The following is a 26,256-nucleotide window of genomic DNA, read 5'->3' on the forward strand; positions in this document are numbered from 1 at the left end:
TTTTGCGAGCAACTGCCTAGGGTACCCGATGACGTCGCTACGATTATGTCTTTGTGCACCATCGGTCAGGGTCAAAACGGTCCATCCGGCTTGCGTGACACCAATGCTTTCAACTTGTCCAGAATTCAACAAATCAATCGCCTCCACTCGAGTTAGGTCGGGAACAGGTCCAACACAGCACGCACATGCCAATAGAGAAATCAGCGACACCCTTGATGTTTTCATGGGGCGACCTTTCATGCAGCACCTCGGCTAGGGCAGTTAAAGTTGCAATTTCTTTAAGTCCCGCAGAAGGTCGCGTGCACAACCTCGCCTTCGGTCGGTGGGCGCGTCAGGTCCAGCGCATCCAGCTGATCCTCAAAAGGACGAGCCAGCACCGTGTTCAGCCGGTGGAAGGGTGTATAGTCGCCCTGCACTGCCGACTGAATCATCTGCTCGATGCGGTGATTGCGCGGGATGAAGGCCGGGTTTGCCTTGGCCATGACCGCCGAGGGGTCTTCTTCCCGTGCCAACCGCGCCTGCCAACCCTCAGCCCATTGGTCAAAAGCCTGCGGGTCGGTGAACTGATCGCGCGCCGCGCTATCGCCCAGCGCGCGGAAGGTGTTGGTGAAATCGGCCTGGTTTTGCGCCATGCGGGTCAGCAGGTCCGAGATCAATTGCTGATCACCGTCTTCCTTGGTCGTCAGACCTATCTTTGCCCGGAACCGTGCCTGCCATTCCGTCTGCAACAGATCGGGCATGGCGTGAACAATCTCGGTTGCCTCTTCCACGGCGGCGTCTTTATCTTCGGCTTGCTGGATCAGCGATGTGGCCAGCTGAGCCGCATTCCACACCGCAATGTCAGGCTGGTTGGAATAGGCATAACGCCCTGCTCGGTCAATCGAGCTGAAGACCGTGTTTGGATGATAGCGGTCCATGAAGGCGCAGGGGCCGTAATCAATCGTCTCACCAGCAATAGAGCTGTTATCCGTGTTCATCACCCCATGGATAAAACCAACGTTCATCCATCCGGCAATCAGCCGTGCCTGCGCCGCGACCACGGCTCGCAACAGGCCCATTGGCCCTTCGGCGCCAGGGTAATGGCGGTCGATGGCATAGTCTGTCAGCCTGCGCAGACTGTCCAACTGACCGCGCGCGGCAAACACCTGAAACGTCCCCACGCGCAGATGGCTTTGCGCCACGCGTGTCAGAACGGCACCGGGCATTGGGCCCTCGCGCCGCACGGTCTCGCCGGTTTCCACGGCAGCAAGCGCCCGGGTGGTTGGGATGCCCAGCGCGTGCATCGCCTCTGACACGACATATTCGCGCAGCACTGGCCCCAGCCAGGCACGCCCGTCGCCCTGCCGTGAAAACGGCGTCGGGCCAGAGCCCTTCAACTGAATGTCGCGGCGAATACCATCGGTGCCGACCGTCTCGCCCAACAAAACCGCGCGCCCATCCCCCAGCTGAGGGTTATAGTTGCCGAACTGATGGCCTGAATACAGCTGCGCAATCGGCTCGGCCCCCTCGGGCACCTTGTTCCCTGCAAAGGCCTCGGTCATCTCATGCACATCCCCCGGCGTGACCCGCAGTATCTGCGCCAGAGAGTTGTTGAACGCGATCAGCTGCGGCGCGCGCACAGGCACAGGGCCCTGGCGGGCGTAAAAGCTGTCCGGCAGTCGGACGTAACTGTTGTCAAACGGGATGTTCAGGGTCATGCGCCAAACATATTCCTCATGCGCGCGAATACCATAGCGGATCACGCCCTCGCGTGCATAATCGTCCCGAAATCGCGAGAGGCCCCATGACCGCACAACAGATCATCGCCCACCTGCGCCTGCAAAGTCACCCCGAGGGCGGCTGGTTCCGTGAAACATGGCGGGCCGATAACGCAGGCCGCGCCACCGGAACCTGTATCTATTTCCTGCTGCAATCGGGGGAAAACAGCCATTGGCACCGCGTCGACGCAACCGAGATCTGGCTGTATCACGCCGGTGCCCCTCTGATCCTGTCGCTGAGCGATACCGATCAGGGTCCTGCAATCGATCACCTGCTGACCCCCGATTTGTCACAGGGCTCTCCACAGGTGATCGTGCCGAAAAACCACTGGCAAGCTGCGCGCTCAACCGGTGATTACACTCTGGTCAGCTGTACGGTCTCACCCGGGTTCGAATTCGGTGGCTTCACGCTGGCCGATCCCGGGTTCGATATTCCGCGCGGCTGAAGTCAGCTGTCTGACAGGTAGCTGAACGGCCACAACCTGCCTTTCAGGCTCCAGCTCAGGCCAAAGGCAACCAGTGCCAGGGCTTCGAACCAGAAGGTTAGGTTATTCATGTCCCACCATTTGATGATAGCGGGCTTGTCACTCAGGAAAATAGCCTTGATGGCAAGTGCCGCAATCGCAAGCAGGATCAGTCCTCCAAAAAGGTAATACCCAGCGTTGCGCCACCACTTGAGGGTCGAGACCTCATAGCCGATATCCGTCTTGGACCCGCGTGCACGTTTCGATTGCGGCCGGGTGAAGACAAAGATCGAGAAATAGGCCAGCACCAGAAACATCCCCGCCGCCGAAATGAAATGCAGATTGAGAAGGATCTTGTTTGTCACTCCGGTCTGTGCCCAGAAATCAAACGAGATTTTTCCGGTCACTGCGGCAGAGCTCAGCCCATGGCCACCCTGTGCATCCAGCAGGAAGACCCGCGCGGTAGCGTCATTGAACATCTCGCAACCGGTACCGCTTGTGGGGAAGAAGGCCACGCCAAGTGCGCAAAGTCCGGCAATCCGCAACAGCCACATATCCACCGGTTTGTGCCCCAGATAGCCGTCAACATCACCCGTCGTGCCGCTCCAGTTGCCCGGCAACCTGTAGAAGAACAGCAGCAGCACTCCGATAAAGCTGAGCGCTCCGACCAGTACGTCGCCGCCCACACGGGTGTAATAATAATGACTTATCGAATCGATAGAGGCACAGGCATGGCCCAGTTTCCCTGCCAGAAGAAGCGCAAATGGCAATCCCAGCGCAACGGCCCCAACCCCTTTGTTTACAGATCTCAGGCTGATGCGAAAAGGCAGACCACTGTTTGAATGTGCTTCCAGCGCACGGGCGTTCTGTTCAGAAATCATGTCACAACTCCAATCAAAATAATCAAATACTGAAATTATCCGGCAGAACGGCATTTGAAACAAGGCTTGCCAACTGTCATTTGGCTTGTCAGGCTAGGCCCGTACCATGGATCACCACGCCGTCACCGCATCCCTCTCGCCGGAGGTCAAACACCGACTCCAGCGACGCTCGAACCGGGCCGGGCTATGGCATCTCGGGCTTTATCTATTGACGCTGATCGCTCTTAGCATTGCCATCGCGATGCGGGTCCCGCTCTGGCCGCTGCTGATCCTGCCACAAGGTATCCTGCTGGTGTTCCTGTTCACCCTAAGCCACGAATGCACCCACAAGACGCCGTTCCGATCTGCCTGGTTGAATGACGCCATCGGGCATCTGGTGTCGGTTCCGATTGCCCTGCCCTTTACGTGGTTTCGCTATTTTCACCTGGCCCACCACAAATGGACCAACCACCCTGACAAGGACCCTGAACTGGATGGAAAACCCAGGCCCAACAGCTGGCCCAGCCTGTTGATCCATCTCAGCGGCTGGCCCTATTGGCGCAGCATGGCCGACGTTCTGGTGCGAAATGCGTTTGGCCGGATCGGTGCCCCCTACCTACCCGCGCGCCGGCACCGCGCAATGCGGATCGAGGCGCGGGTCTTGCTGGTGCTCTATGCCCTGGCCGCAGCAAGCCTGTTGTACACGCCCGTCCTGTTCTGGCTCTGGCTGCTGCCGGTGTTGATCGGCCAGCCTGTTCTGCGGCTCTATTTGCTGGCCGAGCATGGCCTGTGCCCCCCGGTCGCCAACATGCTGGAAAACTCGCGCACCACCTTCACCAACCGGATCGTCCGGTTTCTGGCCTGGAACATGCCCTACCACGCCGAGCACCACTCATTTCCCAATGTCCCCTTCCACCAGCTACCGGCGCTGCATCACTGGACACAGGCGCATTTGAAGTCGACCTCTGAGGGGTATTCTGCGTTTACTAGTGACTATGTGCGGACGTTAGGGCGCTGAAACGCAGTTTAGTTATCTTCTGGCAACACTTTGATCCGCAACCAAGTCAGCCCCAAGTGTACCCAATCCCCTTCCCGTTTCGCATCGGCCAGAAAAGTTGGTTCCCAATCAAACGCAAGCGTAAAGAACCCGATTGGCTGAATGCTCTCAGACGACCCGGCTGCTTCGGCGTCGCGGGCCGATGGCTCCGCTGGCGGGTTGGCAATGTAGGCCCTGTAAGCAGCTGACAGAGTATTGTCGTCTTGATCATCTGCATACAAGAATCGGACGTTTTCCATTCGCCCAACACCCAAATCGCCATTGGCGGCGACGTAGCCTTTTCGTACCAATAGATGCTGTTTGTAGGCACATCCCAAGACAGAGACTTTGAGTGACAACGTCAGGTTTTCTTCCGCAATTGCCTGGTCAACGACGTTCGAATGAAAAAACTCTGACCCAATTGCTTTGACGGTCATTTTTTTAAACTCGTCAATTTCGACGGAAAGCTGCACTGGGTGGAAATGCTCGGGACAGCTATACCCAGCTTTGGTTGGGTCCAATCTGTTCAATACCGCCGTAATATTGTCGAAAGCCCGCACATCAACGTCCCATCCTTTGGCCGATGCGACTTGCGCCAGGGTTAGGAACATCAGGCTAAGCATTGCAACCCGGACAACTGCCAGAGTGGTTTTCAAGCGCCACTTCATGGCGTCGGGCGCTCTTCGGTAACAGCGACTTCGCCATGTACAATCAGATTTACAAGCAACTGCTGATCGCCACGCTCAGGGATGAGCGGAACAGCGACATCGTTCAATTCGAAAGACAAAAAACCGACTTTGTTAGCTTTTTGGCCAGAGGGTTTCCTGACCTTGGGAATCACAATCTGCTTTCCGTCATGTGAAACCTGTTTCCAGCTTCGGTAACTAACTGTCCAACTCAGTTGTGTTGCAAACGCCTGGTGATGCAGCAGTGTGAACGCACCAATCGTGCCCGAGACAGTATATTCCGCTCCAACAAAAGTGGGAAAACCTTCGTAATCGCAAAAGAACAATGACCCCTGAAATGTCAGGTCGGTCAATTCTTCTTGCTGCGATCTACTGACAAAACCTTTGGTAAACCGTGCTGTCGAAACTGTCTTTTGCCAGGATTCCTTAGGTCTGTCATTTTCCAAAGTTCCATCGCGCCGCACCACGACCGAGTTTGGGGTCAGTTCAGTCTGGCGAAAAGGCGCGGAATCGTAACTGTTTGGGGTCAGATCAACAGACAATTCGACGACAACTGGGCTCTCTGGATGAGCGCAAGAAAATCGTGTTTCCGATTTCAAAGCTTCAAAAGAGGCGGACGCTAAACGCACTCTCAGTATCAAGTCGCTTGGTTGGCTTTGCGCAATGGCTTCGGTCGCACCGAACGCCATGCACGCGGCGAAAATTGACCTTAGATCATCGAATAAATACTTGACTATCATGCCAAAATTATTGCTCTCAAATTCGGTTCTTCGTCATCGCATCACACCACTTACCACACCACCGCCCACAAGTGCCTTAACCCCAGTCGTACCCGGGCAGGACGTCGGCAAGCCGCGCGCGACGCGGACGGCGAGATAGGCGAAGGCCTGCGCCTCAAGCATGTCTCCGTTCAGGCCGACGGTCTCGACCGGCTCGACCGGGCAGTCGAGCGCGACCCGCAGCATTTCCATCAGCACCGGGTTGTGCCGGCCGCCGCCGGTGACCAGAACGCGGGCTGGGGGTTTGGGGCAATACTCCATCCCCTGTACGACGCCTGCGGCGCACATGCCGGTCAGGGTGGCAACAGCATCCGCATCCGAAAGCTCCTGCACCAGCCTGATCATCTCGGCAAAGTCGTTGCGGTCCAGCGATTTCGGCGGCATGCGGTTAAAGAACGGCTCGGCCAGAAACAGCTCCAGCGCGCCGGTCTCGACCGTGCCACCGCGCGCAATTGCGCCATCGCGGTCCATGGGCAGACCAAGGCGGGCCTGCATGAGGTCATCCACCGGCGCATTGGCGGGGCCGGTGTCAAACGCCAATAACGCACCGGGTTCCTCGGGGCCATCAAAGCTGGGGTCCACGTAGGTCAGGTTCCCCACCCCGCCGAGGTTGAGGAAGCACAGAGGCTCGTCTGCTTTGATCCATTTGGCACAGGCAAAATGAAAAAATGGGGCCAGCGGCGCGCCTTCGCCGCCCATGGCCACATCGTCGCTGCGGAAATCCCAGACAACCGGTACGCCCAGTGCCTGTGCCAGCCCCTTGCCATCGCCCACCTGCAACGTCCCGAGCCCGCGCGGGTCATGTGCAAGAGTCTGACCGTGAAAACCGATCAGGTCGATCTCTTCAAACTCGGACATGATCTCGGCATGGGCAAAGGTGACCAGTTCAGCCGCCTTATCCACCGCAGGCCCGTGCCACTGGCCAAGACTGTTCCGCAAATCGGAGCGTTCAGAATCTGAATAGGGGCGATAGTCGCTTGGACCGAAGCCAAGAATCAGGTGCCCATCCGTTTCAACAATGGCCGCGTCGACACCGTCCAGCGACGTGCCAGACATCGCCCCAAGGGCCCTGATGGCCCCGACTTTCCTGATGGCCCGGTTCACGTTCACCTCATTGTTCTTATGTTCAACCGCACCGATTGACGGCGGCGACGCGCTCAACCTGCCTTTTTACCGCCCCCCAAAGCAAGCGACATCCTGCGCCAAATGTGCAATTTGGGATCACATGCGCGCCTTAAACCACAGATGGCCAGCTGAACAGTTGCAGACAATCTCTGCCTGAGTAACGATTGCGGAACATCTTTTCCGCAGCGAACAGCCATGGTTGACACACAAAGCCCAAAACCACCCTCGGACGGTCGGAATTATCAGCTGATTTTTTGGTCAGGATCTCTGGCTACCATTGGCGGACAACTGGTTAATCCCAATCTGGTTCTGCCGTTCCTGTATCTGGCTTTAGGAGCGCCCACGTTTTTCGCAGGGATGTTGCTGCCTTTCGTCACCGGATCTCGCCTGATCGCCGAGATATTCGTGTCGCCCTTCATCAACAAGGTCACCCGCGCGAAGCTGGCGGTGTATGTCCCCAATATCATGACGGCGGTCATTCTGTCAGTTGTTGCTCTGCTCGCAACGGGCTTACCAAAAGTACTGATTGTGCTGTTGTTCCTGACCACAGCGACCGTCATGGGATTATGTCAGGGAATCGCCAGCCTTGGCACCAGCCAGATTTACGGCATTTCCATTCCCGATACGAAACGCAACCGCATGGTGTTCGCGCAGGCCACCGTCTCGGGCATTCTGGCTATTCTGGTGGTTTGGTTGACACGCGACTTACTGGCCTCGGACCAGCCCATGCAACGCCATATCGTGGTTCTGTGGTGCGGTGTCTTTGCCATGTTTGCCGCCGGCATCAGTTTTGCCGGGGTGCGCCTGCTTGAGGATGAAGCAGCCCCTGCACCCGCGCCCAAAAAGAAACCCCACCCGCTGGCCGAATTGGCAACCGGGTTCAAGACCGGCATGGCTTATCCGTGGTATCGAAAGTTCCTGACCGCGCGACTGATTTTTGTCTCAGTTGAACTGGCCATGCCGTTCTATACGATCCACGCCGCGACACTTCATGTCGGCACCAAACACTCGCTCAGCTATTTTGTAATCGCCGCCAGCCTAGGGATGGTGATCGGATCGATCCTATGGGGGTGGCTCAGCGGGCGGATCTCTGTCAAGCCGGTGATGTGGCTGGGTTGCCTGATCTCGACCCTGTCCGCCGTTATGGCGCTGATCTTCACCTATTTGGGCTATGCGCAGGATGTGTGGCTATACGCGCTGATTATTTTGCTGCTTTCGCTTGGCGGCAATGGGGTGATCTATGGGCGCTATCTTTACATCATCGACATGACTTCTGAGAAAGAGCGCCCCTATCTGGTCGCACTTGGTGATGTCAGCGCCGGGTTGGTCGGTATGGTGTTTGCTGCGATCCTTGGGGCCGTGGCCCATCTGCATGATCCGGTTACACCAATCATCGTGCTGGCCGCATTGAACCTGCTCGCGATGCTCTACGCCTTTCGCCTGCCCTCGACCAAAAGCTGAAACATGCAGGTTTAAATTGGCAAAGGTGCCTTTTACTTAGCAATGCACGGTCCTATACAAAGCCCCGCAACATCAATCCCGAGGCACGATATGACCTACCACCCCAAATCGGATTTCATCGCCACGATGATCGAGCGCGGCTTTCTCGCCGACTGCACCGATTATCAGGGCCTTGACGAAGCGCTGATCAGCGGGTGTCAGTCGGCTTATATCGGGTTTGATGCCACGGCGCAGTCACTGCATGTGGGCAGCCTGATCCAGATCATGATGCTGCGCTGGTTTCAGAAAACCGGTCACAAACCGATCACCCTGATGGGCGGCGGCACCACCAAGGTGGGCGATCCGTCTTTCCGCTCGGATGAGCGCCCACTGTTGGGGCCCGAACAGATCGACGCCAATATTGCGGGCATCAAAAAGGTATTCTCGGCCTATATCGACTATGACACCGACGCTGAAAACGCAGCGCTGATGCTGAACAACGAAGAATGGCTGGACGGTCTGAACTACCTCGATTTCCTACGCGACATCGGGCGGCATTTTTCGGTCAACCGGATGCTGTCCTTTGAATCGGTGAAATCGCGCCTGGACCGCGAGCAATCGCTGAGCTTCCTCGAATTCAACTACATGATCCTGCAGGCCTATGACTTTCTGGAACTGAACCGCCGCTATGGCTGTGTTCTGCAGATGGGCGGCAGCGATCAGTGGGGCAATATCGTCAACGGTATCGACTTGACCCGCCGCGTGCTGGATCACGAGATTTATGGTCTGACCTCGCCCCTGCTGACCACCAGCGACGGCAAGAAGATGGGCAAATCGCAGGACGGCGCGGTCTGGCTGAACCCCGAGATGCGCTCGCCCTATGAGTTCTGGCAGTTCTGGCGCAATACCACTGACGCCGATGTGGGCCGGTTCTTGAAGCTGTATACCGAACTGCCGGTGGATGAATGCGACCGCATGGGCGCATTGCAAGGCTCCGAGATCAACGAGGCCAAGATCCGCTTGGCCAATGAGGTCACCACCCTGTTGCACGGGACTGAGGCCGCGGCAAACGCCGAAGCGACCGCTCGTGAGGTGTTCGAAAAGGGCGGTGTTGGGGACGATCTGCCGACCCTGACCCTGAGTGCCGAGGACATGCCGATCTCGATCGTGCAACTGATCGTGAAATCCGGGCTCGCCAAGTCCGGCAAAGAGGCCAAGCGCCTGATTGCTGAGAATGGTGCCAAGTTGGACGACGCGCCGTTGACCGATGCGGGGCTGGTGATTGACGCTGGCGCCTTGTCCTCACCGCTCAAGCTGAGCGCAGGCAAGAAGCGCCATGCTCTGGTTCAGATGGGCTAAGGAAAACACTATGAAGAACGGTTAACGGCCACCCCTTTGGGTGGCCGTTTACTATTTCAGACTGTGCAGCCGTTTAGGGTAGGCCAGCTAGTGCTTTCCACCTTTGCCTCCCTTACCGCCACCTTTGCCGTCGCCACCTTTACCGCCGCCGTGGCCCCCTTTGCCATCACCGCCTTTGCCGCCGCCGTGGCCCCCTTTGCCATCGCCGCCTTTGCCGCCGCCGTGGCCACCTTTACCACCGCCTTTTCCGTCGCCGCCGTTGTGACCACCGTTGCCATGACCGCCGCCGCCATTGCCGTTCCCGTTATTGCCACCGCCGTTACCGGTGCCCGGTCCCGATCCGCCATTATTGCCGCCGCCGTTTCCGGAGTTTCCGTTGTTCCCGTTCCCATTCCCGGGACCACCGTGGCCGCCGCCGTGGCCGCCACCACCATTGTTGCCGCCGTTTCCGCCGCCATTGTTGCCGCCGGGATCGCCACCTCCGTCACCGGGGTCACCTCCGCCATCGCCGGGATCGCCACCTCCGTCACCGGGATCGCCGCCGCCGTCACCGGGATCGCCGCCACCGTCACCGGACCCGGTGCCACCACCGCCGTTGTCAGGGTCGGCCTGGGCAAACTGCTCATTGCTACGGGCCTCACCGGGAATCTCTGCTGTACCAATCGACCCCGTTGGCTGATCGGTCAAAAGCGAAGCCAGTCCCGGGCATTGTGCTGTGGTATTGCGCAACGTCGTTGCGAAATCTGACCGGGTCTGCAGACGCTGCAAAAAGCTGGGCGTAACATGTGTACAATCACACATTGCCTGATAGTCCCCACGATTTGCCGCATCACGCGCCGTCTTCGCATTGCATACTTCCGGTGCAGCTGCGGCGCTGGTCGCGCCGATCACGGCCAGGAAGGGCGCGGCCACCAATGCAGACATACCCAGTTTCATACTCTTACCCATAACGTTCATCTCCTTACACAGCGCCCCCTCGACGCTTTACATCTCTGCTCTCGATGTGAGACTCGCGCATTAAGCTAAGCTAAAGGCCATCTGAGAAAACCTTGAGAAACCGACTCAAACCCAGAAAACCAACGCAAATCTTGTGGACAGCGGCTAAATCTGCGGATTAAATGAACATACGTTCAAATCCCGATTGAAGGAACCTGCCATGCAATTGTCCACTACAGCCGCGATCATCACCGGCGGCGCCTCGGGGTTGGGCGAAGCCACCGCCCGCCATTTCGCCGCACAGGGCGCGCAGGTCACTATTTTAGACCGAGATGCCGAGCGCGGAGCGCAGGTTGCAGACGAAATCGGCGGGCATTTCGCGGAAACGGATGTAACGGATGAAACCTCGGTCGCTGCAGCAATTGTGCATGCCAGAAACAAAATGGATCGGATCACCGCCACGGTGAATTGCGCGGGCATCGCTTATGGCATCAAAACCGTTGGCAAGGACGGCCCCCACCCTCTGGACGCGTTCCAGCGCACCATCGATATCAATCTGGTCGGCACATTCAACGTCTCGCGCCTGGCGGCCGCTGAAATGGCCAGGAATGAGCCCGAGCCCGACGGTGCACGCGGTGTGATCATCAACACCGCCTCGATCGCTGCTTTTGATGGCCAAAAGGGACAGGCGGCTTATGCGGCCTCAAAAGGTGGCGTGGTGGGGCTGACCCTGCCCATGGCGCGCGATCTGGCCTCGACCGGTATCCGGGTGATGACCATTGCACCGGGCATCTTCATGACGCCGATGCTGGCGGGTCTGCCCGAAGAGGTACAGCAGCAACTGGCCGCCGACGTTCCCAACCCTGCCCGTCTGGGCGATCCGCATGAATATGGACGGCTGGCCGGATTCATCGTTGAAATGGGCTACCTGAACGGTGAGGTCATCCGCATCGACGGCGCGCTTCGGATGCGCTAGGTCTGGCCGATGTCCGAGCGGGAAAAAATGCAGGCCGGGCAGTGGTATTGCTGTCTGGACCCCGAACTGGATGCGTTGCGCGCGCAGGCCCGGCGCGCGGTCCATGCGCACAACACCTGCGCGCCGGATACACGTGGCGCGATGGTGCCCGAATTGCGGGCCCTGTTCAAATCAGTTGGGCAAGACTGCTTTGTCGAAGCACCGTTTCACTGTGCCTATGGATTGAACCTGCAATTGGGAGACCGGGTGTATTTCAACGCCGGCTGCGTGGTACTGGACACCGCCCCGGTTCGGGTTGGAGATGACACGATGTTTGGCCCCAATGTGCAGATTTACTGCGCGCGGCACGCCAAAAACCCGACCGAGCGCGCGCAGGGGTTGGAGATTGGTCTGCCGGTCACCCTCGGCCAAAACGTCTGGGTTGGTGGCGGAGCCATTTTGCTGCCCGGGGTTACGATCGGTGACAACGCCACAATCGGGGCTGGCAGTGTTGTGACCAAAGATGTCGCTGCCGGGGATACGGTTGTCGGCAATCCGGCGCGGCCGGTGAGACGTTCCTGAGCCGCGATTACGCGCCTTCGGATTTTTCTTCCAGAACCAACCACTCTTCTTCCGCAACAGATAGTTTGGCCTGCCGTTCAACAAGGGCCTCAGTGGCCTTCTGGAACTTGACCGGCTCACGGGTGAACAATTCGGGATCGGACATCAGTTGTTCGAGCTTGCCAATCTCGGCTTCAAGCCGCGCGATTTCGGCGGGCAGCTTTTCAAGCCGGTGTTTTTCCGAGAAGGACAGGCCAGATTTTGGCTGCTCCTCTAGCTTGACCTTCGGCTTGGAAGATTTTGTTTTTTCTTCCTTCTTCTGAGTTTCATCGCCTCGCTGGGCAATGTAATCCGACCACCCGCCCGCATAAACCGTGGCGCGGCCATTGCCCTCCATCGCGATTGTCGTGGTTGCCACGCGGTCCAGAAAATCTCGGTCATGGCTAACCAGCAGGACCGTGCCGTCATAATCGTCCAGCAGTTCTTGCAACAGGTCCAGGGTTTCGACGTCCAGATCGTTGGTTGGTTCGTCCAACGCCAAAAGGTTCGAAGGCTTCGCCATCAGCTTGGCCAGTAGCAACCGCGCTTTTTCCCCACCTGACAGGGACTTAACGGCCGCTCTTGCCTGTCTTTCGTCAAACAGAAACTCTTTGAGGTAGCCCACCACGTGCTTGGGCTGGCCACCGACCATCACCTGATCGGCCTTGCCCGACACCCGCATCTCGGGATCACCGGTCAGGCTGTCCCACAGGCTCATCTCTGGGTCCAGCTGTGCACGGGTCTGGTCGAACACGGCAATATCAAGATTGGTGCCCAATTTTACCAAACCCTCATCCGGCTCCTCTTGGCCCAGCAACATTTTCAACAGCGTTGTCTTGCCCACGCCGTTGGGCCCAACAAACGCTACGCGGTCACCGCGTTGCGCCAAAAGATCAAAGTTCCGGACGATCTGTTGCGCACCATACGATTTGGTCAAACCTTTGGCATCAATCACTTTTCGGCCAGATTTCGGTCCGGATTCCAACGCCATAGCGGCCGAACCCTGACGTTTGATCTGGGCCGCTTTCTCGCTCCGCAAGTCTTGCAAGGCGCGGACCCGGCCCTGATTGCGTTTGCGCCGCGCGCTGATACCTTCGACGGCCCATCGGGCCTCGGATTTGATCAGGCGGTTCAGCTTGTGCCGTTGCTGATCTTCTTCTTCCCAAACTTTGTCGCGCCAAGTCTCGAACGCCTCAAACCCCTGCTCTTGCCGTCGCACGGCACCGCGATCAATCCACAATGTCGCGCGGGTCAAGGCGCGCAGAAAGGCCCGGTCATGCGAGATCAGCACAAACGCGGCTCGTGTTGATCCAAGCTCACGCTCCAGCCATGCGATGGCCTCAATATCCAGATGGTTGGTCGGTTCATCCAGCAACATCAGATCCGGAGCTTCGGCCATAAGCTTGGCCAAGGCCGCCCGTCGTCTCTCACCGCCCGAGGCGGTTTCGATCGGGCGTGAAGGATCGAATTTCAGCCCCTCACCGGCACGCTCGACCTTATACAACTCACCCGGTTCCAACCCGCTGGAGGCATAATCGCCCAAGGTGGCGAACCCTTCCATGCTGGGGTCCTGCTCCATGTAACCTACGGATTTCCCCGGGGGAATCACGATGTCACCTCGGTCGGGTTCGACCAGACCTGCCATCACCTTCATCAGGGTCGACTTGCCGGACCCGTTCCGCCCGACCAGTGCAACACGGTCGCCCGGTTGAATCACCAGATCCAGCCCCGAAAAAACCGGATCGCCCCCGAAGGTCAGGGAAATGCCGGACATCTGCAATAAAGGAATTCTCGCCATGCCCGCCAGCTAAACCGGCAAGGCCAAGGCGTCAACGGCGATTACTGGGCCACCGACCTCAGCAGGCGTTTGCGGGCGGGTGGAATCGCTCCGATCTCGAGCCCGGTGAAGACGTGCAGAGTGTTCATATTCCGGTCGACCACCGCGTGATCACTGACCCAGCCGCCCATCATCAGATAAGTGCGCAGCAAGGGTGGCATCCGCAGCATCGCCTTTTTCGCATCCGGCCTGCGCCGCAGACGAGCCGCAAAACGGAACACATCCGGTGCCTTAACCCGCGGCAACCAGCGCTTGGGGCCCAGATGCCGGTGTTTCAGCATCGCAAAGGCATCCAGATACTCCGCAGTTTCAACCCCGGCAAAAGACGAACAGCCAAACAGCATCGCAACATTGTTCTGGTCGACATAAGCGGTCATCGCCCCCCAGGCGACGCGCAGGATATCCGGATCGTTCCAGTCTGGATGAATGCAGAACCGACCCATTTCGACCAGCCGACCTTGAAAACCTTCCAGTGCGGACAGATCGTAGAACTGCGCCGAATAGCTGCGGTCAATCTCTGACCCGTTCTCCATTGTCAGCATGCGAAAGCAGCAGACCAATCGCCCGTTGTCGCGCGTATCTTCAACAAGGATATGTGCGCAGAGCAGGTCGAAATCGTCCTGATCTGTGTGGTCGGTCCCAAAGGCCAACGTGCGCAATTGCTGCGCCGCCCCTATGTCCTGCGCAGTTTGCGCAAGACAGGCGCGATACCGGCCTTTGCCAAGCAGTAGTGCCATGGTCGCATCCTCCAAGGTTGCCGACCTGAATCATCTTGCTGTGTCCTTATCACAAGACGTGTGACCGTCCTGTGACCAAGGCAAGACCGGACGTCGAATTAATTCGAAGCGCCCGGGATATTGGCTGGGTTAAAGTTACCGATGTTACCCAACAGTTGACGCAAGAAGCCTCGATTCTCGATCGTGGATTCGGTTATGCGACGGTCCAGCGGCACGACAATGCCGTCTTCCAGACCGAACCGTTCGATATTGCGTACCACACCCCGGTCATCAAAGCTGATCGCGAGCAACTCGCGCGAGACCACCTCGGGGCGCTTTGGCCCATAGTGGCGCACACGCGATCGGACGTAGTAAAAGCCTGAATCGCGCACCACACCCGAAGAACTTGGGGCGCCAACCGCCTCTTCGACGCTTTCGCGGGTGTCCACGCCGACCTTGATTTCGGCCAGATCCTCAGGGGGCGGTATGTATCCGTGATTCTTAAAGATGGGCGTACACGCCCCGGCCACTGCCAGGCAGGCCGCAAATACAAGCGTTTTCGACGCTGGTTTCAACCTGTTCACAACCTTCAACATTCACACCCTCTTGCCTTGGACCCTTGCGGCCCCTATCCGATACAGAAACCGCAGCCCCGGTTCAACACAGGAAAGGGTCACGAATGAGCAAGCTTACATCTCTGCGGGTGGCCGACCTGCCCCAAAACGCGCCAACCGCGTTCGAATTGCGCCCCGACGCACCGCGTTTGGACGCGATCAAAGAGGAGCTGGGCCTGTTAGGTCTGCGCAAGCTCAGCTTTGTCGGCAACGTACAAGCGCAGGGCAAACACGACTGGGTATTGCAGGGCAAACTGGGTGCGACGGTGATCCAGCCCTGCGTTGTAACGCTGGAACCGGTCACTACGCGGATCGAGACGCCCGTGTCGCGGGCGTTTCTGGCTGAATTGGATGATCCCGACGAACCTGAGTTCGAAATCCCTGAGGGTGACGATTCTGAGCCTCTTGGCCCCGTGATCGATCCCGCCCAAGTCATGATCGAGGCCCTGTCGCTGGCCCTGCCCCAATACCCGCGCAAAGATGGTGCTGAACTGGCGCAGGCCGATTTCACAGAGCCGGGCAAACAAGCTATGACTGACGAAGATGTAAAGCCCTTTGCCGGGTTGGCAGGATTGCGCGATGCGCTGAAAAAAGACGAGTGACATAGGTCTGTTTTCCTGTCATAGCAGGCCCTCAGAAAAATCGCTTGAACATGTCGAGAATCGCAGTATTTTCGCGCGCTCATCGGAATTTGGGTTGGACATTGCGGGGCCCGTCCCCTAAACGCGCGTCAAACCACGAGATAAACAAAGAATGAAACCCGGCCGACAGCAAATCTGTTGGCCCTTAGTATACAAAGGTTGAGACCATGGCCGTCCAACAGAACAAAGTTTCCAAGTCGCGTCGCAACAACCGCCGCGCACACGACGCTCTGGTTGCTGCAAACCCGAACGAATGCGCAAACTGCGGCGAGCTGAAGCGCCCGCACCACGTCTGCGCGTCCTGCGGCCACTATGATGATCGCGAAGTCGTCGCTCAGGCCGACGAAATCGACCTGGACGAAGACGCGGCCTAAGCCTTTAAAGCGCAGGCCAGGCATGACAGAACAGCCCACGCACACCGGACGGATTACCATATCCGTTGACGCTATGGGTGGTGACTCGGGGCCCGCTGCTGTTGTGGCGGGCATTGCCCAATCGGCAAGCAAGAACCCCGACATCGCGTTCGTCTTGCATGGACCTGAACAAGTGCTGAGCAAACTTGTCGCCAAACGGCGTGTCCTGCAGGGGCGCGTCGTTTTTCGTGATTGCCCCGATGTGGTCACGATGGAGGACAAGCCCAGCCAGGTTGTACGCAACGGCAAACAGACCTCGATGTGGTCAACGCTGGAATCAGTGCGTCAGGGCGAGGCCCATGGCGCAGTTTCCTGCGGCAATACTGGCGCGCTGATGGCGCTGTCGATGATGCGATTGCGCAAATTGCCAGGCGTGAACCGTCCGGCGATTGCGATTCTGTGGCCCTCGCGCAACCCGCAGGGGTTCAACGTGATGCTGGATGTGGGTGCGGATGTGCGCGCCGACGCCAAGGATTTGCTGCAATATGCACTGATGGGTGCCTCTTATGCCCGCAACGGCATGGCGCTGGAACGCCCGCGTATCGGCCTGCTGAACGTGGGCACCGAAGAACATAAAGGCCGGGCTGAGCTGAAAGAAGCGCATGCCATGATCTCGGATTTCGCGGATCGGGCCAGCTTTGACTTTGTCGGATTTGTCGAGGGCAGCGACATTCCCGGTGACAAGGCGGATGTCATTGTAACCGATGGGTTTACCGGCAACGTCGCCATCAAGACCGGTGAAGGCACCGCCAGCCTGATCGGAGACCTGCTGCGTCAGGCGTTCAAATACTCTCCCCTGTCGCGTTTGGCTTCGGTTCTGGCGATCACCTCGCTGCAACGTCTGAAAAAGCGCATCGACCCGCGCCGGGTGAACGGCGGGGTCTTTCTGGGCCTCAATGGGACTGTGATCAAATCCCATGGCGGCGCGGATGCAACCGGGGTCTCTGCGGCGGTTAAGCTGGCCTTTACCTTGGCGCAATCCGGCTTTGCCGAAAAATTGGCCGCACGGGTTGCATCGACCGCCGAGCTTGCACAAGATGCCGCACACGCTCCGCCAAAGGCGGGCGAATAACAAAAAGGCAGTACCCCAGCATGGCAGGCCGTTCAGTTGTCGTAGGCGTCGGACACTATTTGCCGGAACGTGTGGTTCCGAATTCTGAATTCGAAAAGACGCTTGATACAACGGATGAATGGATCCGGACCCGCTCGGGAATCGAACGCCGCCACTTTGCTGCCGAAGGTGAAACCACGTCGGATATGGCCACCAACGCGGCTGAGGCTGCACTGACGGATGCAGGGCTGACAGCAAACGACGTTGACGCCATCATTCTGGCTACATCAACTGCTGACCTGACCTTTCCTTCCGCCGCCACAATGGTGCAATCGCGCCTGGGCATGACCAAAGGCTTTGCCTTCGATGTTCAGGCCGTGTGCGCCGGGTTCGTTTATGCGCTTACCAATGCAAACGCACTGATGCTGTCCGGTCAGGCAAAACGTGTGATGGTGATCGGAGCCGAGACGTTCTCTCGAATCATGGATTGGACGGATCGGTCGACCTGCGTGTTGTTCGGAGACGGGGCTGGTGCCCTGATTCTTGAACTGCAAGAGGGCGAAGGCACTCCGGATGACCGGGGGATTCTGGCGACAGACCTGAATTCCGACGGGCGTTACAAAGACCTTCTTTACGTTGATGGCGGCGTTTCGACCCAATCCACCGGGCATCTGCGGATGAAGGGCAATCAACTGTTCCGTCAGGCCGTCGAGCGCCTGACCTCGACCGCAGAAACCTGTCTGGAGAAGGTCGGACTGGGTCACGAAGATGTGGACTGGATCGTGCCGCATCAGGCGAATATCCGTATTATTCAGGGAACGGCCAAGAAATTGGGCGTCCCGATGGACCACGTTGTGGTCACCCTTCAGGACCACGGCAACACGTCGGCCGCATCGATTCCCCTGGCGATGTCGGTTGCCAAGCAACGGGGCCAGTTCAAGCAAGGCGATCTGCTGGTGACCGAGGCCATCGGGGGCGGTCTGGCTTGGGGTTCAGTCCTCTTGCGGTGGTAACAGGCACAAAACGGCTTACACACCCGCGCGCAATTCATTGATATTGACAGCGAATTTGCCCTGGCCCTATGCTCTGCTATCAACAGGGGAATTGGCATGAGCGATAAAACACTGACCCGAATGGATCTGAGCGAAGCCGTCTTTCGCGAAGTGGGCCTGTCCCGCAACGAAAGCGCGCAACTGGTTGAAAGCGTTCTGAACCATATGTCTGACGCCCTGGTGCGCGGCGAACAGGTCAAGATATCGTCTTTTGGCACCTTCAGCGTTCGGGACAAGACCGCCCGTATCGGTCGCAACCCCAAGACCGGCGAAGAGGTTCCTATTCAGCCCCGCCGGGTTCTGACCTTCCGCCCGTCGCACCTGATGAAGGATCGCGTCGCCGCAGGGAACCGTAAGTAAGATCAGGACGGCAAAATCATGAGCAAGTCTCCCGACGCTTTTCGCACGATCAGTGAAGTTGCGGACTGGCTGGGCGTTCAGGCTCATGTGTTGCGCTTTTGGGAAAGCCGTTTCAGTCAGGTCAAACCAGTCAAACGCGCAGGCGGTCGCCGGTATTACCGGCCCAACGACATGCGCCTGCTTGGCGGGATCAAGAAATTGCTGCACGAGGATGGGATCACCATCAAGGGCGTCCAACGCATCCTGCGTGAACAGGGCGTAGCCCATGTTGCCTCTCTGTCGCCCGGCCTGGATGACGCCGCCGATCTGGACACCAATGCAGACGACACTGTTGTTGTGCCCTTTGCAGCCAAACCACCGGCCCCACAGGGACAGATCGATCTGGATCTGGGCGAAGCCAAACCTTCGGCGCAACCCCCAGCGCCAGAGCCCGAGTTCCTAGACGAGGCCCCGCTGCTGGGCGGGATCGCCACGCAGGCATGGAAACGCACCGAGTTTGACGATACGCTCTTGCGGCAAATCGCACCTGTCGCAAAAGACCTGCGCGCGGTTCTAAACCGGATCGAGAACCGATCAGCGGGATAAGAAAAAAGGCGATGATTTCCTCTTGCCCCCGCCGGGAAAGTCTTTATGAACACCTCAACGTCGGGCTATGGCGCAGCCTGGTAGCGCGTCCGTCTGGGGGACGGAAGGTCGCAGGTTCGAGTCCTGCTAGCCCGACCAAATCACACCGACGTTTATGGCACACAGGCCAGATCCCGCTCTGGCACCAGGGGGGATTGCAATGACAGGCGTATGCCCAAACCAGCAGATCGAGGCGATGATTGCCCGCGGTGAGATCACCGCCAGCCCCGATGTCCTGCCTGCGCAAATCCAACCCGCCAGCCTTGATTTACGCCTGGGAACAGTGGCTTACCGCGTTCGCGCGTCCTTCCTTGCCGGCGAAGGCCGGTCCGTCGCGGACCGTCTGGCCGAGTTTGAGATGCACCGTATCGACATCTCGGACGGGGCAGTTCTGGAAAAGGGCTGCGTCTATCTGGTGCCGCTGATGGAATCGCTGGCCCTGCCGCAAGACACCACCGCGGTGGCCAACGCCAAAAGTTCGACCGGACGGCTGGATCTACTGACCCGCACCATCACCGATGGCGGCGCAGAGTTCGACCGGGTCCCGGCGGCTTACACCGGACCTTTGTATGCCGAGATTTGCCCCCGCTCCTTTTCGGTGCTTGTTCGCCCGGGGATGCGGTTGAACCAGATCCGCTTCCGGCAGGGTCAGGCAGTTCTAAGCGATACGGAACTGGCAGCACTGCACGCAGAATCTCCTCTGGTTGACGGACCGGCAGTGATTCAGGACGGGCTGGGCTTTTCGGTCGATCTGCAGCTGCCGGAAACCGATTTGGTGGGTTACCGTGCCAAGCCCCATACCGGTGTGATCGATCTGGACCGTATCGGCGAGTACGACCCGCAGGAATACTGGGAAGAGGTGCGCACAAATGACGGGCGTATAATCCTCGACCCTGGCGCGTTTTACATTCTGGTCAGCCGCGAGGCGGTACATATACCGCCACACTTTGCAGCGGAAATGGCCCCATATCTGGCCATGGTGGGTGAGTTCAGGGTGCACTACGCGGGCTTTTTCGACCCCGGTTTCGGCCATGTCGCCGCCGGAGGCGCAGGCTCGCGCGGGGTGTTGGAAGTGCGCTGCCACGAGGCTCCGTTCGTGCTGGAACACGGGCAGGTCGTGGGGCGGCTGGTGTATGAGAAGATGTCCGAGATGCCCACCCAGCTATATGGCGCGGGGATCGCATCGAACTATCAGGGACAGGGATTGAAGCTGTCCAAACATTTCAAAGCGGTCGGTTGATCAGAACTTCATGAACCTGCGCATCTGGCGGGTCACTTTTTGCGCTTGCCGCAGGTTCTGGGACGGGCGTGGCGCATTGCGCGGGGCGGGCTGGCCAGCGTCTGGGTTCGTAGTCCCATCGGACTTACCACCCATTCGGCTGGCGACGTCAAAGCCTTTGTCTACGCCTTTCGTCACCAGGCGTCGCATGACCTGACGTACGATCATGTCTATGATCCGATTGGCATTCATTGCTCAACTCCGTTTCCTGAACCTCAACATAGGTGATTCCTGCGGCAACAAAAGGGCCGTGTGATCACTCTTCCTCGAACAGTTCGGTCTGATCCTCGTCTTCTCCGTCTTCCTGCCCTTCGCCCAACGGCATCGCGCCTGGGGGGGGCCTGTTCTCAAGCAACCCGGCCGCGCGCAGTTCCTTGAGTCCCGGCAAGTCGCGGGCGTTTTCCAGCCCGAAATGATCTAGAAATTGCGGCGTGACGACAAATGTCACCGGACGGCCCGGCGTCATGCGGCGACGGCCCAACCTGATCCATTCCATCTCAAGCAATTGATCAATAGTCCCGCGTGAAACCGAGACACCTCGGATTTCTTCGATTTCGGCACGGGTACAGGGCTGATGATAGGCAACGATGGCCAGGGTTTCGATAGCAGCACGGCTGAGCTTGCGCGTCTCGACCGTTTCCTTCTGCATCAGAAAACCCAGGTCGGGGGCGGTACGAATGGCCCAGGCCTCACCGATTTTGAGCACACGTATGCCGCGACCCTCATACCGTTTGCAAAGCATTTCAACAGCTTGTGCTGCGTCGCTGCCATGGGGCATTCGCACTTCAAGATCGGCAATCGTCACAGGCTCGGCGCTGGCAAACAACACGGCCTCGACCATGCGTTCTTGTTCGGCCATTGGTGGCGCTTCGAACAGAGTGCCGGTGCCATCGTCCTGGGGGGCGTCAGTCACGTTTTTCAGTCCTCTTTCGCAGATGGATCGGGGCAAAGGTCTCGCTTTGCTGGATCTCCATATGTCCTTCCTTCACCAACTCAAGTGAGGCCGCAAAGGTGGCCGCCGTGGCCGACCGCCGCCGAACAGGATCGGCGTCCCACCCTTCGGGCAGATAGGTCTCCATATCGGTCCAGGTTCCCGCGAATCCGATCAGGGGGCGCATCCGCTCCAACGCCTGTTCCATGGTGAACACGGCATCGCGGTCCATCACAAAGGGGCGAAACTCGTCCCGGGTGCGAATGCGCGCATAGCCCTGCATCAGGTCCAGCAGCGTGGCGGAATAGGTCACCGTGCGGATACGGGTGATATCCTCACCCTGCCCGCGTTTGAAAAAGTCACGACCCAGTTGATCGCGGCCCATCAAACGCGCAGCGGCGTCACGCATGGCCTGCAAACGCTCAAGCTGGAAGGCCAGATGCGCGGCCAGTTCCTCACCCGAGGGACCCTCGTCATTGGGGTCGGGTGGCAACAGCAGCCGGGATTTCAGAAACGCCAGCCAGGCGGCCATCACCAGATAGTCGGCCGCCAGTTCGATCCGCAGCGCGCGGGCTTTTTCGACAAAGGTCAGATATTGCTGCGCCAGCGCCAGAACCGAGATTTTACGCAAATCAACCTTTTGCGTGCGCGACAAGGTCAGCAACACGTCCAACGGGCCTTCAAACCCGTCGACATCCACAATTAACGCCTCGGCCGCCAGTCTATCCGCGACCGAGACCGGGTCTTCGCTGAAAAGGTTATCCGACATACACCTGCCCGCCCATTAGGCGAGATAGTTCCGCCTCGGCAGCTTGGATGTCAAGTTCCGCAGGCTTTTGCCGCATCGCCAATGCCCGTTCTGCGCGGGACTGTGCTTGGTCGGTCATCTCTCCGGCAGCGTCCAGAACCTTTGCGCGGGCCTCAAACGTGCCGTTGCAATGCAATACAACGTCACATCCGGCCGCCAGCGCCTGACGGCCAATTTCTTCGGGCGTGCCACTGAGGGCCTTCATCGAGATATCGTCGGTCATGATCAGCCCGTCAAAGCCGATGGTTTTGCGGATCAAGCCGATCATCATGGGCGAAATCGTGGCTGGTTGCGGGTCGATCCGGTCATACACCAGATGGGCAGTCATCCCCATCGGCAGATCGTTCAACGCGCGAAACGGGGCAAAATCCGCCTGTTCCAGCGCCTCTTGCGTCAGACCGACGTGCGGCAGATCATGGTGGCTGTCGAGAGTAGACAAGCCATGCCCCGGCATATGCTTGATTACCGGCAGGACACCGCCGTCCAGATGGCCCTTAGCCACTGCCTTGCCGATCTTTGAAACTCTTTTAGGATCAGTGCCATAGCAGCGGTTCCTTAGGAACGCATGCGTGTCATCCCGCGCCAAATCGACCATGGGGGCACAATTGCTGTCTATTCCCATCTCGAACAGCTCGTTTGCGATCAAGCGATAGCGTAGGTACATGGCGCGTTCCGCCTGATCTCCGGCCCGGCCTGTATGCTCCATCGGCGGCATCCATTCGCGCGCCAGTGGGGCGCGCAAGCGCTGAACGCGCCCGCCCTCCTGATCGATCGTGATGGGACAGTTGCGGCCCACCGCCTCGCGGAAGTCATCGCACAGGGCGCGGACCTGATCCGCAGTGTCGATGTTGCGGGCAAACAGAATGAACCCAAACGGGTTCATCTGGCGGAACAGGTTCTTTTCCTCAGACGTCAGGCGCAAGCCTTCGGCATCGGTGATGACAGCGCCAAATGTCACCGAACGGCAACCGGGATACAATCAGCACCCTGCGCCTGCAATGCAGCACAGAACTGACGCGAGTCGCTTACGTTATCAAACCCCAGAACGCGCAACCGATAGAAGGTGCGGCCACCGCTTGAGGTTTTCTGGATAACACGCTGTTTTCCATCCATATATTCACCAAATCGGCCATTCAGACGGCTCCATTCAGCGCGCGCCACATCAGAACTTTCATAAGCCCCAAGCTGCGCCATGCGTGTGCCTTTTGCCAACGTGTTTGGATCGATATCGACCCCAACGGCCGCTTTGACGGCAGCGTTAATGGCGTCTTCGGTGCTGCTGTTGGTGCCAGCACTGCTGCGCGTGACCCGGGCCGGACGCGTGGCAGGGCGCAGAGAGCGCCGGACACCTGGCAGTGCAGCCAATTCCGGGTCGGGCAACTGCGCCGCCAGATCAGCGGGATCAATGGCAGGCTCTTCCTCGGGCGTGGACAAGGCGGCCAATTGCACGCCCTGCGCGGTGGGGTCATCCAGCGTTGCCGTATCACCCGCAAGTTCAGCGACCAGTGCGTCAACAGTGCCCTGACGCAGCTGCGCAGCCTCCTGCTCCGAGATCTGTTCTTCAACCAAATGTACGGCCGGAGTGGGTTTCAAAGGTTCAACCGGCGTGTCCTCATCCGTCAGCGATACCGGGCGCGGCGCCAGGATCAGGCGATCCGCTGGCGGTGCGGCCGTACCAACAGCAGCCACGGCGTTGACAGCCAGCCCCTGATGATCTGCGGGTGTTCCGCCGGGATTTTCAGGTTGAATGCGCATCGGCCCTTCGATGGCACGCACAACTGGCACACCGCTGACATCGCGCATCACCAGCTGGTAACCCCAGACGCCAATCCCTGCGACCAGCGCCAGAGAAGCAACGGCACCCAGCGCGTTGACAATACGACCCAGGCCCGCAGCCTGCGCGCCCTGATCATATTCCTGCATGTCGTCGGAATAATCATACCCATCCTGAGAATGGGGTTGATTCGTGTAATGCATCTGCTCGGGGCGCATCTGCCCCGAGTAATCGTAACTTGCCATGTCCGCCTCACCGCCCGTTTCGCGCCGTAAAACAAGGCGCGCGGGTCATTTCTTGCCTACCTCGTACCGGCGGTTCGGACGGTGTTGTTCACCGCATCTCCTGCGCCGGAGTGACGCCAAGAATACCCAAGCCCGCTGAAATCACAACAGAAACGGACCGGGCCAGTGCGATTTTTGACTGGCTTGTGGCAACATCGCCATCCTGAATGAACCGCAATTGAGTTTCCTCGTTGCCCTTGTTCCACAGCGCGTGGAAATCCCCGGCAAGTTCATACAGATAGAAGGCAACCCGGTGCGGTTCATTGGTGCGTGCAGCGATTTCCACCAGCCGCGGCCATTCGGCCAGTTTCTTGGCAACACTCAGCTCAGAGGCGTGGTCGATCTTGCCCAGATCTGCGCTTTTCAGTGTCGCGTCCTGCGCGTCGATCCCGGCTTCGGCCGCACGGCGCAGCACGCTCATGATCCGGGCATGGGCATATTGCACGTAGAACACAGGGTTCTCACGGCTTTGTTCCAGCACCTTGTCGAAATCGAAATCCAACGAGGCGTCGTTTTTGCGGGTCAGCATCACAAAACGGGTCACATCGGGGCCAACCTGATCAACCACATCGCGCAGAGTGACAAAGTTCCCTGCCCGCTTGGACATTTTAAACGGCTCACCGTTCTTCCACAGCTTCACCAGCTGGGTCAGCTTGATATCCAGCGAGACCTGGCCGTCAGACAGGGCCGACACAGCCGCTTTCATCCGTTTGACATAGCCGCCGTGATCGGCGCCGAACACGTCGATCAGCGCGTCAAAACCACGGCTCACCTTGTCATAGTGATAGGCGATATCGGGCGCGAAGTAAGTCCAGCTGCCATCCGACTTCTTGACCGGACGGTCAACGTCATCACCATGTTCAGTCGACTTGAACAGGGTCTGTTCGCGCGGCTCCCAATCCTCGGGTTTTTTACCCTTGGGCGGCTCAAGCACACCTTCGTAGATCAGGCCTTTGCTTGTCAGCGAGTCCAGCGCAGCCTCGATCCGGCCCGTACCATAGAGCGACTTTTCCGAGAAGAACACGTCCATCTCGACGCCCAGCGCCTTTAAGTCGGCCCGGATCAGATTCATCATCGCATCGGTAGAAAACTCGCGCAGTTCGTCCAGCCAGTCGCTTTCGGGCTTGTCGATCAGGCTGCCGCCGTATTTTTCTTTTAGTGCCTCACCGATCGGGATCAGATAGTCACCGGGATAGAGCCCTTCGGCAATCTCGGGGCTTAGACCGTTGGCTTCGCGATAGCGTTCATAGGCCGACCGCGCCAGCACATCGACCTGTGCGCCACCGTCGTTGATGTAGTATTCGCGGGTTACCTCATGGCCCGAATAGGCCAACAGACTTGCCAGAGCATCGCCGAACACTGCCCCCCGCGTATGACCCACATGCAGCGGGCCGGTTGGGTTGGCCGAGACATACTCAACGTTGACCTTCTGCCCCTGCCCCATGGATGAGCGGCCAAAGTTGGTGCCCTGTTTCAGCACCGCTGCCAGAACACCCTGCCAGACAGAGGGTGCCAACCGCAGGTTCAGAAATCCAGGACCCGCGACCTCGGCACTGGTGATACGGTCATCTTCTGCCAGCTTTCCGGCCAGCACGTCGGCAATATCGCGCGGCTTCATCTTTGCCGGTTTCGCCAGCACCATCGCCGCGTTGGTCGCCATGTCGCCATGCGCCGCATCGCGAGGAGGCTCAACCGCCACGTTGTCAAAACTCAGCCCCTCGGGCAGAGCACCTTCGGACTGCATCTGTGCCAGCGCGTCCAGTACAAGGCCGCGGATCTCGGAAAACAGGTTCATTTCGGATGTCCTTTTGCTTGCCCGGCGGTTTACCACGCAAAGCGGCAAGGTCAATGGAAGCAAGCAGTTTTGGCTTGGAT

28 protein-coding genes and 1 tRNA gene are annotated in these 26,256 nt (G+C 58.6%); 14 read left to right on the plus strand and 15 right to left on the minus strand.

Annotation, left to right across the window (positions count from 1 at the left end; genetic code table 11):
• Positions 1-278 precede the first annotated feature (278 nt).
• A complete protein-coding gene (locus tag RUM8411_RS01090) occupies positions 279-1,697 on the minus strand; it encodes a protein adenylyltransferase SelO (protein WP_085821071.1) in 1,419 nt (472 codons plus the stop codon).
• A gap of 86 nt (positions 1,698-1,783) precedes the next feature.
• Here RUM8411_RS01090 and RUM8411_RS01095 point away from each other — a divergent pair, with 86 nt between their 5' ends.
• Positions 1,784-2,203 carry a cupin domain-containing protein gene (locus RUM8411_RS01095; RefSeq protein ID WP_085820792.1) on the plus strand — a complete coding sequence of 140 codons (420 nt, stop codon included), beginning with the start codon at positions 1,784-1,786 and terminating at the stop codon, positions 2,201-2,203.
• 2 nt (positions 2,204-2,205) lie between these two features.
• Here RUM8411_RS01095 and RUM8411_RS01100 read toward each other — a convergent pair whose 3' ends face one another.
• The gene (locus tag RUM8411_RS01100; protein WP_085821072.1) at positions 2,206-3,102 is read right to left on the minus strand and encodes a hypothetical protein; all 897 of its coding nucleotides are present in this window, start codon (positions 3,100-3,102) and stop codon (positions 2,206-2,208) included.
• Between the two features lie 106 nt (positions 3,103-3,208).
• Here RUM8411_RS01100 and RUM8411_RS01105 point away from each other — a divergent pair, with 106 nt between their 5' ends.
• Positions 3,209-4,099 (plus strand): fatty acid desaturase, encoded by an 891-nt coding sequence (locus RUM8411_RS01105; RefSeq protein ID WP_085820793.1) that lies wholly within the window; start codon positions 3,209-3,211, stop codon positions 4,097-4,099.
• An 8-nt stretch (positions 4,100-4,107) separates the two neighbouring features.
• Here the strand turns inward: RUM8411_RS01105 and RUM8411_RS01110 are convergent, their stop codons facing one another.
• Genes RUM8411_RS01110 through RUM8411_RS01120 form a run of 3 tightly spaced genes read right to left on the minus strand, consistent with a single transcriptional unit; the run spans position 4,108 to position 6,638 of the window.
• Positions 4,108-4,740, minus strand: coding sequence for a hypothetical protein (locus tag RUM8411_RS01110; RefSeq protein WP_143534800.1), 633 nt, complete (start codon positions 4,738-4,740; stop codon positions 4,108-4,110).
• Between the two features lie 41 nt (positions 4,741-4,781).
• Positions 4,782-5,543 (minus strand): hypothetical protein, encoded by a 762-nt coding sequence (locus RUM8411_RS01115; RefSeq protein ID WP_085820795.1) that lies wholly within the window; start codon positions 5,541-5,543, stop codon positions 4,782-4,784.
• A gap of 33 nt (positions 5,544-5,576) precedes the next feature.
• On the minus strand, positions 5,577-6,638 hold the full coding sequence (locus RUM8411_RS01120; RefSeq protein ID WP_442475983.1) for an anhydro-N-acetylmuramic acid kinase: 1,062 nt from the start codon (positions 6,636-6,638) through the stop codon (positions 5,577-5,579).
• A 264-nt stretch (positions 6,639-6,902) separates the two neighbouring features.
• On the opposite strand from RUM8411_RS01120, the gene RUM8411_RS01125 reads away from it, so the two are divergent.
• Both RUM8411_RS01125 and tyrS read left to right on the plus strand, forming a co-directional pair.
• On the plus strand, positions 6,903-8,168 hold the full coding sequence (locus RUM8411_RS01125; protein ID WP_085820796.1) for an MFS transporter: 1,266 nt from the start codon (positions 6,903-6,905) through the stop codon (positions 8,166-8,168).
• Between the two features lie 90 nt (positions 8,169-8,258).
• Entirely contained in the window at positions 8,259-9,506 is a 1,248-nt protein-coding gene (gene tyrS, locus RUM8411_RS01130) for a tyrosine--tRNA ligase (protein ID WP_085820797.1), read from the plus strand.
• 87 nt (positions 9,507-9,593) lie between these two features.
• On the opposite strand, the gene RUM8411_RS22665 is transcribed toward tyrS, so the two are convergent.
• Complete coding sequence (locus tag RUM8411_RS22665; RefSeq protein WP_159453845.1) at positions 9,594-10,454, minus strand: hypothetical protein; 861 nt, start codon at positions 10,452-10,454, stop codon at positions 9,594-9,596.
• Positions 10,455-10,662: 208 nt separating this feature from the next.
• On the opposite strand from RUM8411_RS22665, the gene RUM8411_RS01140 reads away from it, so the two are divergent.
• Entirely contained in the window at positions 10,663-11,418 is a 756-nt protein-coding gene (locus tag RUM8411_RS01140; protein ID WP_085820798.1) for a 3-hydroxyacyl-CoA dehydrogenase, read from the plus strand.
• A gap of 9 nt (positions 11,419-11,427) precedes the next feature.
• Positions 11,428-11,979, plus strand: coding sequence for a sugar O-acetyltransferase (locus tag RUM8411_RS01145; protein ID WP_085820799.1), 552 nt, complete (start codon positions 11,428-11,430; stop codon positions 11,977-11,979).
• A gap of 7 nt (positions 11,980-11,986) precedes the next feature.
• Here RUM8411_RS01145 and RUM8411_RS01150 read toward each other — a convergent pair whose 3' ends face one another.
• From RUM8411_RS01150 to RUM8411_RS01160, 3 genes are all read right to left on the minus strand, one after another.
• Positions 11,987-13,795: an ABC-F family ATP-binding cassette domain-containing protein gene (locus RUM8411_RS01150; protein ID WP_085820800.1), complete on the minus strand. Its 1,809-nt coding sequence runs from the start codon at positions 13,793-13,795 to the stop codon at positions 11,987-11,989.
• Positions 13,796-13,836: 41 nt separating this feature from the next.
• Complete coding sequence (locus RUM8411_RS01155; RefSeq protein WP_085820801.1) at positions 13,837-14,571, minus strand: GNAT family N-acetyltransferase; 735 nt, start codon at positions 14,569-14,571, stop codon at positions 13,837-13,839.
• Positions 14,572-14,669: 98 nt separating this feature from the next.
• Positions 14,670-15,146 carry an outer membrane protein assembly factor BamE gene (locus RUM8411_RS01160; RefSeq protein ID WP_085820802.1) on the minus strand — a complete coding sequence of 159 codons (477 nt, stop codon included), beginning with the start codon at positions 15,144-15,146 and terminating at the stop codon, positions 14,670-14,672.
• 83 nt (positions 15,147-15,229) lie between these two features.
• On the opposite strand from RUM8411_RS01160, the gene RUM8411_RS01165 reads away from it, so the two are divergent.
• The 8 genes from RUM8411_RS01165 to RUM8411_RS01200 all read left to right on the plus strand — a co-directional run bounded on the left by RUM8411_RS01165 (position 15,230) and on the right by RUM8411_RS01200 (position 20,545).
• Entirely contained in the window at positions 15,230-15,766 is a 537-nt protein-coding gene (locus tag RUM8411_RS01165) for a YceD family protein (protein ID WP_085820803.1), read from the plus strand.
• Between the two features lie 206 nt (positions 15,767-15,972).
• On the plus strand, positions 15,973-16,179 hold the full coding sequence (rpmF, locus tag RUM8411_RS01170; protein WP_037316137.1) for a 50S ribosomal protein L32: 207 nt from the start codon (positions 15,973-15,975) through the stop codon (positions 16,177-16,179).
• 22 nt (positions 16,180-16,201) lie between these two features.
• On the plus strand, positions 16,202-17,290 hold the full coding sequence (plsX, locus tag RUM8411_RS01175) for a phosphate acyltransferase PlsX (RefSeq protein WP_085820804.1): 1,089 nt from the start codon (positions 16,202-16,204) through the stop codon (positions 17,288-17,290).
• Positions 17,291-17,310: 20 nt separating this feature from the next.
• Positions 17,311-18,282, plus strand: a complete 972-nt coding sequence (locus RUM8411_RS01180) for a beta-ketoacyl-ACP synthase III (RefSeq protein ID WP_085820805.1) — start codon at positions 17,311-17,313, stop codon at positions 18,280-18,282.
• 96 nt (positions 18,283-18,378) lie between these two features.
• On the plus strand, positions 18,379-18,681 hold the full coding sequence (gene ihfA, locus RUM8411_RS01185; protein ID WP_037316145.1) for an integration host factor subunit alpha: 303 nt from the start codon (positions 18,379-18,381) through the stop codon (positions 18,679-18,681).
• 18 nt (positions 18,682-18,699) lie between these two features.
• Positions 18,700-19,266: a MerR family transcriptional regulator gene (locus RUM8411_RS01190; RefSeq protein WP_085820806.1), complete on the plus strand. Its 567-nt coding sequence runs from the start codon at positions 18,700-18,702 to the stop codon at positions 19,264-19,266.
• A gap of 61 nt (positions 19,267-19,327) precedes the next feature.
• A tRNA-Pro gene (locus tag RUM8411_RS01195) sits at positions 19,328-19,404 on the plus strand.
• A gap of 61 nt (positions 19,405-19,465) precedes the next feature.
• On the plus strand, positions 19,466-20,545 hold the full coding sequence (locus tag RUM8411_RS01200; RefSeq protein ID WP_085820807.1) for a 2'-deoxycytidine 5'-triphosphate deaminase: 1,080 nt from the start codon (positions 19,466-19,468) through the stop codon (positions 20,543-20,545).
• On the opposite strand, the gene RUM8411_RS01205 is transcribed toward RUM8411_RS01200, so the two are convergent.
• From RUM8411_RS01205 to argS, 6 genes are all read right to left on the minus strand, one after another.
• On the minus strand, positions 20,546-20,776 hold the full coding sequence (locus RUM8411_RS01205; protein WP_085820808.1) for a hypothetical protein: 231 nt from the start codon (positions 20,774-20,776) through the stop codon (positions 20,546-20,548).
• Between the two features lie 64 nt (positions 20,777-20,840).
• Entirely contained in the window at positions 20,841-21,497 is a 657-nt protein-coding gene (gene scpB / locus RUM8411_RS01210; RefSeq protein ID WP_085820809.1) for an SMC-Scp complex subunit ScpB, read from the minus strand.
• Positions 21,490-22,284 (minus strand): segregation and condensation protein A, encoded by a 795-nt coding sequence (locus tag RUM8411_RS01215; protein WP_085820810.1) that lies wholly within the window; start codon positions 22,282-22,284, stop codon positions 21,490-21,492. Before RUM8411_RS01215 ends, scpB begins: the two co-directional genes overlap by 8 nt.
• Positions 22,274-23,281 (minus strand): beta-N-acetylhexosaminidase, encoded by a 1,008-nt coding sequence (gene nagZ / locus RUM8411_RS01220; protein ID WP_085820811.1) that lies wholly within the window; start codon positions 23,279-23,281, stop codon positions 22,274-22,276. Before nagZ ends, RUM8411_RS01215 begins: the two co-directional genes overlap by 11 nt.
• Positions 23,278-24,342: an SPOR domain-containing protein gene (locus tag RUM8411_RS01225; RefSeq protein ID WP_085820812.1), complete on the minus strand. Its 1,065-nt coding sequence runs from the start codon at positions 24,340-24,342 to the stop codon at positions 23,278-23,280. The genes nagZ and RUM8411_RS01225 overlap by 4 nt, the downstream gene beginning before the upstream one ends.
• Positions 24,343-24,430: 88 nt before the next feature.
• On the minus strand, positions 24,431-26,176 hold the full coding sequence (gene argS / locus RUM8411_RS01230; protein WP_085820813.1) for an arginine--tRNA ligase: 1,746 nt from the start codon (positions 26,174-26,176) through the stop codon (positions 24,431-24,433).
• Between the last annotated feature and the right edge of the window lie 80 nt (positions 26,177-26,256).

It is taken from the genome of Ruegeria meonggei (assembly GCF_900172215.1).
Taxonomy (GTDB): Bacteria; Pseudomonadota; Alphaproteobacteria; order Rhodobacterales; family Rhodobacteraceae; genus Ruegeria; species Ruegeria meonggei.